Origin of the sequence: Pseudovibrio sp. POLY-S9 (assembly GCF_001431305.1) — a bacterium.
In the GTDB taxonomy this organism is placed as follows: Bacteria; Pseudomonadota; Alphaproteobacteria; order Rhizobiales; family Stappiaceae; genus Pseudovibrio.
The window spans coordinates 4995-13414 of record NZ_LCWX01000242.1 but is presented as its reverse complement, the minus strand read 5'-3'; the positions used below and the strand labels follow the sequence as shown (position 1 = coordinate 13414).

Sequence of the window (8420 nt, the reverse complement as noted above, 5' to 3'; positions counted from 1 at the left end):
TCTCCCCCGACAAGAAAGCCGCCATCGCAAACCGCATCTATTCACTGCGCGAAAATTTCGTGGATGCACAAATCTCCCTAACAAAACTGCTGAAGCAGATGGGCCGCACATAGCAGCGCCGCTTGTCCCTCACGATCATCAGTTCGAGTTTCCACCCTAAGGAACAGTCCCATGACCAGCATTGAGAATGAAGTCTTTAGTGATCACTGCAACGTGCCCCTGTTCCTCGTCAGCGAGGCCATGAAGCTGGTCGTTCTGGCAAGCTTTGCCGCCACTCTGCTCTTCCTCGCCCCTGCGCTTGACCAAACAGTGATTGAGGCAAAACACAGCGTCCCTGCGGATTTCATCGCCGCTCATCTTGCCGCATTCGAAACCAGGTAAGGAGGCTAAAGTGGACCTCGCCCCACGCCGCAAGAAAGCACCTCAACCATTCCCGGTCGCCAACCTCCTGCCGCGCTCTGACAAGGAGCAGGAGATAACGCTCGAACGCCTCCTCAACGCCCAGAAAGTCATTGCCACCCTCATCGCAGCAGGCAACACAAAGTACCTCCCGATCTTCCAACGCCTGAAACACGAGATCGAAGAGTTCCAGCAACGCGAGGACGACCTGGCATTGGCGTTACGGATTGCGAAGAATGACTAGCTGGGAGAGGTAGAGAGAGATATGGTGGCTACAGCAGGCGCTCGCCTCTAAGAGAAGCTACCACCCAATTGAGAAAGCCCAGAGCCCTTTTAAAGACCCTGAGCAGACTGAAACTCTTGATCTGGTATCGAATTCGACTACATGGCAGCCTTGGAGGTCAGCTTCGCCAAAACACCGCGCATTTTTTCGATTACCGGAGATTTATCGACATCATCCAGATCCTTCATTGTTTCCTTCGGATCTTCATAAGCCAACCAGACCTGACCCTCGGAATCCTCATAGACCTGAACTTTAAGTGGCAGGTACAAGCCTGCCCGCGGGTCGATCTCCATCGCAGGGGTACCAAGAACCGGATTACCGAAAATCAGCAACTGGTTCGCCGGAATGGACATACCAACCTTTTCAGCTCCCGCAGCATGGTCAACACGAGCAAATATTGTTGCCCCTGCCTTCCTTGCGGTAGTCTCCAGCGCATCCATAGTCTCCTGCACTGCTTTATTGGTATCGACCTTGATAATATCTTGAGCCATGACGGGATACAAACTCCCAAGTATTAGCGCTGAAGCCAGAAACAAACTACGCAAATCACTATCCTTCTTGTGAAATTAATCCGGCTCCGGGGAACATGTAGCTAAATACGCCAGAAGCCCGACTTAGATAACCAAGCCCTTCCCCTACCGGAGTTTGATTATTTAACTATGGAAATATTCCAGCTACATATAAATTATTTTCACATGATCGTGTCTGATGGACTGATGGGTGTGGGATGGAGCGTGCTGCAACTGCGGACTGAAGGTTAGCCGAGTAACAGTGTGATCGAAGCTTACAGCTTCTGCGCATTTGGCATGGCACATATGACCATTTGCGGACATTCGCACGAGTCTGAAGCATTCCCAGCTAGAGTTAAGTTTCAACTATAAGTTGGTGTCTCGAGGTTCAGGATGGAGGAAGAAAATGAGGTCTCTTTAGTTCGATTTAGTTTAGTTTTTGCAAAGCCTTTCGCCTCTCTGAGCAAGATAACCCTGTTATCGGTGTTGAGGGGTGACAAGATCTCGGCAGTCTCCTCGATCTCAGGCAATACTGTTTCGCTGGAGATGATGTAACCGGGACAAACTCCAAAGGCTTCATAAAATGCAATAAAGTTGTGAGCCACTGTTTGTTTAGATTCCAACAGCTAGGGAATGTATAATTCTCTTCTTCCGGCTGCTTCGACCAGCTTATGCTGAGAACGGTCATCATCGCTAATTGTTGTTAACGGCTTTGTTAGTTTGCTTAGCTTGGCCTTGAGGAGGCTTCATGCGGCTCTGTTTGTGGGCGTAATTCTGCATCGTTCCATAGACTGAATGCATCAGCACGTACATGCGGTACGAGTTGGCTGAAAGGCGGTAGGGTTTCGGACGGAAAATAGCGGCAACCTGGTGTGCGTGGATAGAAATCTCTGTGCTTGCTGCGCAGACTTAAAGTGGCCCATGATTTTTTCCCATCATCGCGGACGACGATAGGGAGCCTCTGCCCGGTTGTTCAAGCCTTTGTGCTAGCGGTTGCTCAAGACCTAGTGTGATCTCTTGTCTGGTTGCTCCGTAGGAGTCAAGCTTGTCCTTCATCAGAATGTGCGGCATGCTCCAACGCCTGAAAACTTATAAAAGAAGGGCTTGGCTGACTTTTTGTCACGAGACGCTTGCGAAAGGATATCAAGAGTATCGCCATTCCCATCTACAGCCCGCCACAGCCAATAGGTAACACCGTTGAGCTTGACGACACCTTCATCAAGTTGCAACTAGCATTGGCTGTTGTCCGGTCCTACTGGATTTTTCCGGCAAAGATGTGCTCAAACTTGTGCACTCAGTTCCAAATAGTCTCAGAGCTAAGCACTATTCCCCGCGCCGACAGAAGATCTTCAACATCGCGCTGACTTATGGCGAATCGATGATAGACCCAAACTGCTTAGCGAATGATACTGCGTGGGAAACGATAGCCTTTGAGACGAGGAAAAGTGTCAAAATCGAGTATAGTTATCAACTACCCGAGGCAGTAGAAGCAAAAAGTTGGCAGTGCCTGGCATGAATCTGAAGGGTAAGCTTCGGCATTCATCAAGCTCACCAACTAACGGCCTTGCACTTTTGAGTGTTCTTCAGGTTAAGCGTCTTTGTTGGGTTTGGAACTACAAACTATGGCCGCCATCAACCGGCTCCAGCAGTTCGATCATGTTTCCAAATGGGTCATGGACCTTCTTGCGGTAGTGGCCGAAGAGGATTGTGTCATCCGTTACCGTGACAGACGCTGCCCGTAGCTTCTTCGCCAAAGCTGCCAGATCATCGACAACAAGTCCTGGGTGGCCAACCGTTACTGGCGCAAATGGTTCACTGCCGAGCAAATGCAAATTGACCGAACCTGATGAGAACCAGCAACCGGCATGGCTACTCGCTTCTTGAGGGCGCTCTATTTCTTTAAAACCTAGTAAGGTGCCATAAAACCGCCTTGCATCTTCAACGCCATCGGGTGGGATCGGCAGCGCGAAATGTTGCATGAGCAGTAGCGTCATATTCAGATCCTTTGCGTCTGCATCCACAACGACCTTCTTATCAAACTACAATATGAGTTAGCTTTCTAAATTGGCGATAATTTAAACAAGTGTAAGCTGAAACGCCGAGTGTGCACGAAGAGCTTGCTTGGCTCATCAACTTATGTAGTTAGGGCTTTGTTGCACGGCCAACCGAAAAGATTAACCCAGACATCTATGAAATGTCTGGGATACGTCGTCGTCCGTTTACCGGTTTGCGACTTGGTAGGCGGTAACCATCAAGACCAACAGTCATGTTTGCCGTCTAAACACGCCGGACAGATGACCGCATATGATGATTGCTCAAATCAGATCAATATGCCTCGCAAGGCAGAAGCCACTCACATGGGACATTCGCTCAGCCTCTCGCGGCCGGTAATTAATGTGCCCTTATAACCTCGCATGCGTTCATTCATAACATCAGGGGCTCTCAACTCGAACACTCGATAAAGCTTTGACAAGTGCCAGGATCTCATCGGCAAAGTTGTCCGATTGAACTGGGCGGTTATGGAAAACTGTTCGGTTGAGAAGTATTGCTGGTACGAGCTCTGCTAGTAGATCTAATTGCGGATGATCAGAACCCAATAGCCTGGCAAAAAGCTGTCGAAGTGGTTTATCGTCATATCGATCACGAATAGCGTCAGCAATACCCTTATCTTCTCTCAATGCTGAGATTACTCCGGGAAGTAAATCTGGTTTTGAAGCATAAAACTCAGTTTTCTCCCGAATAACAGATGCCAAATCCGCTGCGGCGTCATCGCTGGAGGGAAGTGGAGGGTCAGGAAAAGCGCGAATAGCGTCAGTTACTAAGGCTTCTTTTGTTTCCCACCTTCGGTAAATCGTACCGAGCCCACTTCCGGCTTTTTCTGCCACATCCTGAACTCGAAGTTTATCAAACCCATGTTCGATAATTAACTCAGCCGTTGCAGCAAGAATAGCGTCGGTCCTGTTACGATCCCGCTTACGACCGCGGGTAAGCTCAGCTCGCTGGCCTGATCTCTTATTCATGAAGACTTCCTAATTACTGCAAAGGTTGATTTCCATGTCAAACTTCTATATCGCTTATTCGGTAATTAACAATTCCGGAATTAGATATTTCCGAATGGGGGTGGCCATGAGTTCTAAAAATGCTTCAATTATCAAGCAAGCGAGTATGGTGCTCAACACTTTCACACCACAACGAAGGAAACCAAATCCCGTCTATGCAATCCCTGAAGAAGACAAGCACATATCAGGTAAGACAATTGTGTTTACGGGTGGAACTGATGGTATGGGGCGAGCCGCTGTTAGTACACTGCATAAGCTCGGGGCAAACCTGATCATCTTAGGTCGCAATGAAGAAAAAGGGATGGCAGTTGCACGCGAGCTAAATGCCGTTGATGGAGGGTTTGCGCAGTTTCTATCCTGTGATCTGGCATCAATGGAGAGCATTCGCTGTTGTGCTGAACGCATCATAGCCACTCACAAGCGCATAGACGTCCTAGTCAATTGCGCAGGTGCTCAAGTCCCAAAACGCACCATCACAGCAGATGGGTTGGAGAAGATGTGGGCGATTAATTATATTGGCCCCTTTTTGCTTACGAACCTTTTGCTAGAGCGTCTCAAAACCTCTGCGCCGTCAAGAATTGTGAATGTTTCCTCCGAAACGGAAGCACTAGGCCATATTAATTTTGAAGATCTCCAAACGAAACACGGCTTTGATGCGCTAAAACCCTATGCTCAGGCAAAGCTCGCGCTCAATGCGTTTACAGTTGAGCTGGCTGAGCAATTAGAAAGCTCAGGAGTCACTGTAAACGCGCTTAATCCCGGCTTCATTCGTTCCAACTTGCTGCGGGATCTAAAAGGCATTCCAGGTATTTTTCGGCTCATCATGCGCATTTTTGCCTCTCCACCGGAAGTAGGAGCTGATCGCATAGTAAGGCTCGCTATTTCGTCGCGATACAGCAGTGTAACTGGCACCTATACCGATGAAGACAAGATTTCTGAGCCCAATCCGGAAGCGAAAGACACAAGTATCAGAACAAAGCTTATGCAGATAAGTGATGCTTCAACGGCTAGATGGAGAGCATCTTTATCAGAAGCCTGCAAATGATCCGTCAATCTCTGCAGTGAAGTAGGTGTAGATATTAATTTTGTTATAATGCAGCAACGTATGCTGAGAATTCCGTGATAATTAGTAAAATTATAGTATAAATCAAAATAAATCACTTGTGCAAGATGTGCATATGAATATTGATAGTATGTAAATAGTGTATATCGTAATTCGATAATTTCAATTATCGGAATAGATTCGCATGTCGACCAACTATAACTCCAATAAATCTATATTAGTGGAAAAGGGAGATGCTCCTGCCCACTTTGATACTCCGTACACTCTCACCCCGAAGGATACTTTCTATGGGTCTTTGAAAAGAGGCGGAGATTCAGATTTTGTTGCGATTGTCCTTGAGGCGGGGGTTGAGTACACGATCTCCATGGACAGTGAGGGGGCCAATGGGCCATCGGACACAAGTTTGGTCTTGTTCGATCCCAACTCCAGGCCTGTCGCGTCGGATACTGAAAATGGGAATGGTAGTAAATCCGAAGTCACTTTCACACCTGAGGAACGCGGCACCTATTATGTTTTGGCTACCATTGGTGCAGAGGGAAATTCTTTTGGAGACTATCAGCTTAGTATAACCGAGGAAGCTGGCTCTACTGAAGTTCCGGTAGATCCAGACGCTTTTTCAAATGACCAGATTGCACATCAGTTGACTGATGCATATTGGGGATATCGCCGGGCATTTGATGTGGAACCTGGAGAGGCGATCTCGGTCAATATTTCTGGTTTGACAGATACCGGCCAATACCTGGCAAAGAATGCTCTTGACGCATGGTCAATGATGACTGGCATCAATTTCGAATTTACAGATACCTATGCAAAGATAAACTTCGACGACAATTATGGCGGAGCTTATGCAAGCTCCAACACCTTTTATGGTGAAATTGAGCGATCATTCGTCAATGTTAGCGCGGACTGGGTTGATCGATATGGAGCGGACTTAAACTCGTATTCCTATCAGACATATATTCACGAAATCGGACATGCGCTGGGGCTGGGACATGCCGGCCATTACAACGGAGATGCTACATTCGGCGTAGACAATCATTACTCCAATGATTCCTGGCAAGCGACAGTCATGTCATATTTTAGTCAGCAGGGAAACACGAACATCGATGCCAGTTATGCGTATGTGGTCACGCCTATGATCGCCGACATTCTTGCTATGCAAGATCTTTATGGAACGGCAGGTAACTTGCGTACTGACGACACCATCTACGGCGAAAACTCCAATGCTGGAGGATATTACGATGATATCGCTGGCATGGTTCCGGTGACCTTCACCATTCTGGATGATGGTGGCAACGATAGCATCAACTTCAGCTCTGTGATTAGTGATCAGCGGATTTCTCTTGTCGAGGAAACCTATTCAGATGTTCAGGGCTTGAAGGGCAATCTTGCCATTATGCGTGGAACCGTGATTGAAAATGCATATACCGGTTCTGGGGATGACGAACTGATTGGCAACGACGCTCACAACAAGCTTTTTGCAAATGGAGGTCACGATTTGCTGGATGGCGGGCGTGGCAATGACTGGCTCTATGGCGGCAGCGGGATAGATCAGCTCAAAGGTGGCAAAGGCAAGGACAGGCTTTACGGCGAAGATGGTCGCGATACTCTGGATGGAGGAGTGGGCAACGATAGGCTCTACGGTGGGAAAGGCGATGATAACCTGCTTGGAGGCAATGGAAACGATCGTTTAGATGGCGGCATAGGCAATGACGAGCTTGATGGTGGAAAGGGGAGTGACCTCCTAACAGGAGGCATCGGTGATGACATACTTTCCGGTGGCAAAGGCAAAGATACTTTCATCTTTGCGGCTAACTCTGGAGATGACAGGATTACCGACTTTTCGAGCGGGCTAGATGTCATCAGGTTTATTAAGAATAGCGTCACCAGTCTTGAAGAACTCACTATTTTGGCTTCGGAGGATGGCGCGCTCATTTCCTACCAAGGTGGTTCCATCGTGTTGTCCGATATCGGTGCCGATCTAATCAGCGCTGATGACTTTATGTCGCGTAAATAAAGTGTGCTCCAAGCGCTTGTTCTTCTTACAATTCTCTTGGAGCACAGTTCAACGTCAGGCTGTTATGCATAGAGTGCGACAACATCCGAGGAACTACTGTCATTTCTTCGCTATTTTTTGAGCAGATGAAGAGAGAAAACAGCTGACTGTACGAGAGCTTCCGAGGTTAACGCAAAGCATTTAAGTAAAGCCGCCCACTCCAAATGCCAGGGCCCGGTAGCCTGTTCAAAATCCTGCTGCATTGCGTCAGTCATTAAACTTGCGCGGGATCGTAGCATCTTTGCTGCAGTCAAAATTAGCTCACAAGATATAGGATTGTGTTTTGAGGCATGGTGCTGGATGCCCCTCTATGATGACCATAAGGTTCTGAGATTTCACCGAACTCATTCGTAGCAATGATTGAAATGTCGCATGTAATTTTTGACAGTCCACCCATTATTAATGCAAGATTTTGGTCACCTTCATCGAACGCTCTCAAACAAGCAGACTCGCGAACAAGTAATTTTCTTTTTAAATGCAAGCAGCTTGGAGGTGCCTTAAGCTCTTAGAAACTGTCTTATTCACCAAAGTCCCCATTACACGCGGCTTGTGTCAGTATAGATACCGATAATTGGCTGTGACTTATAACAGCAATTCTTACTTGATTACGTTAGTCATCACATTCCCTTATGTAGTTAGTGAAGTGATCCATCTGTAACCAACTAAAAACAGAACGCACCTTAAAATGCGATTGGCGGCAACAGGAACGGAATGGCAGATTGCAAATCTTAAAGGTCTAGGATTTGCCTGTATTCAATGTGTCGTATTTCTGGCAATTCTAATCGGTAGCTTCTTCATTTTTGCGCTTTTTGCTACGAGCTACTGTAACGCCCAAACGGATCGGACCGCCCCACTTATCCGTATTGAAGGCGCTATAGGGCCGGCCACTGCTGACTATGTGACACGTGGCCTCCAATCCGCCCAGGAAGATGGAGCCACGCTTGTCATTCTCACTTTGAACACCCCTGGCGGTCTAGACACTGCAATGCGCACCATCGTCCATGCCATTCTGGCATCGTCGGTTCCAGTTGTTGGGTATGTTGCACCGAGC

General features: G+C 47.7%; 7 protein-coding genes and 2 pseudogenes. 5 read left to right on the top strand and 4 right to left on the bottom strand.

Annotated features, from left to right (window positions below):
- Positions 1 to 171: 171 nt before the first annotated feature.
- Complete coding sequence (locus tag PPL9_RS27020) at positions 172 to 381, top strand: hypothetical protein (RefSeq protein WP_057465632.1); 210 nt, start codon at positions 172 to 174, stop codon at positions 379 to 381.
- Positions 382 to 391: 10 nt separating this feature from the next.
- Complete coding sequence (locus PPL9_RS27015) at positions 392 to 643, top strand: hypothetical protein (protein ID WP_057465631.1); 252 nt, start codon at positions 392 to 394, stop codon at positions 641 to 643.
- 137 nt (positions 644 to 780) lie between these two features.
- Here PPL9_RS27015 and PPL9_RS27010 read toward each other — a convergent pair whose 3' ends face one another.
- The 4 genes and pseudogenes from PPL9_RS27010 to PPL9_RS26990 all read right to left on the bottom strand — a co-directional run bounded on the left by PPL9_RS27010 (position 781) and on the right by PPL9_RS26990 (position 4211).
- Positions 781 to 1173 (bottom strand): DUF302 domain-containing protein, encoded by a 393-nt coding sequence (locus tag PPL9_RS27010; protein ID WP_057465630.1) that lies wholly within the window; start codon positions 1171 to 1173, stop codon positions 781 to 783.
- A gap of 742 nt (positions 1174 to 1915) precedes the next feature.
- Positions 1916 to 2653: pseudogene (locus PPL9_RS27000) on the bottom strand (IS6 family transposase).
- Positions 2654 to 2804: 151 nt separating this feature from the next.
- Positions 2805 to 3185, bottom strand: coding sequence for a VOC family protein (locus PPL9_RS26995; RefSeq protein ID WP_152986843.1), 381 nt, complete (start codon positions 3183 to 3185; stop codon positions 2805 to 2807).
- Positions 3186 to 3623: 438 nt separating this feature from the next.
- Complete coding sequence (locus PPL9_RS26990; RefSeq protein WP_057465627.1) at positions 3624 to 4211, bottom strand: TetR/AcrR family transcriptional regulator; 588 nt, start codon at positions 4209 to 4211, stop codon at positions 3624 to 3626.
- Positions 4212 to 4245: 34 nt separating this feature from the next.
- Between PPL9_RS26990 and PPL9_RS26985 the strand changes: the two genes are divergently transcribed.
- From PPL9_RS26985 to PPL9_RS33810, 3 genes and pseudogenes are all read left to right on the top strand, one after another.
- The gene (locus PPL9_RS26985; RefSeq protein ID WP_082597132.1) at positions 4246 to 5295 is read left to right on the top strand and encodes an SDR family NAD(P)-dependent oxidoreductase; all 1050 of its coding nucleotides are present in this window, start codon (positions 4246 to 4248) and stop codon (positions 5293 to 5295) included.
- Between the two features lie 202 nt (positions 5296 to 5497).
- Positions 5498 to 7330: a M10 family metallopeptidase C-terminal domain-containing protein gene (locus tag PPL9_RS26980; RefSeq protein WP_057465625.1), complete on the top strand. Its 1833-nt coding sequence runs from the start codon at positions 5498 to 5500 to the stop codon at positions 7328 to 7330.
- A 724-nt stretch (positions 7331 to 8054) separates the two neighbouring features.
- Positions 8055 to 8420, top strand: a pseudogene (locus PPL9_RS33810) (hypothetical protein); the annotation flags it as partial.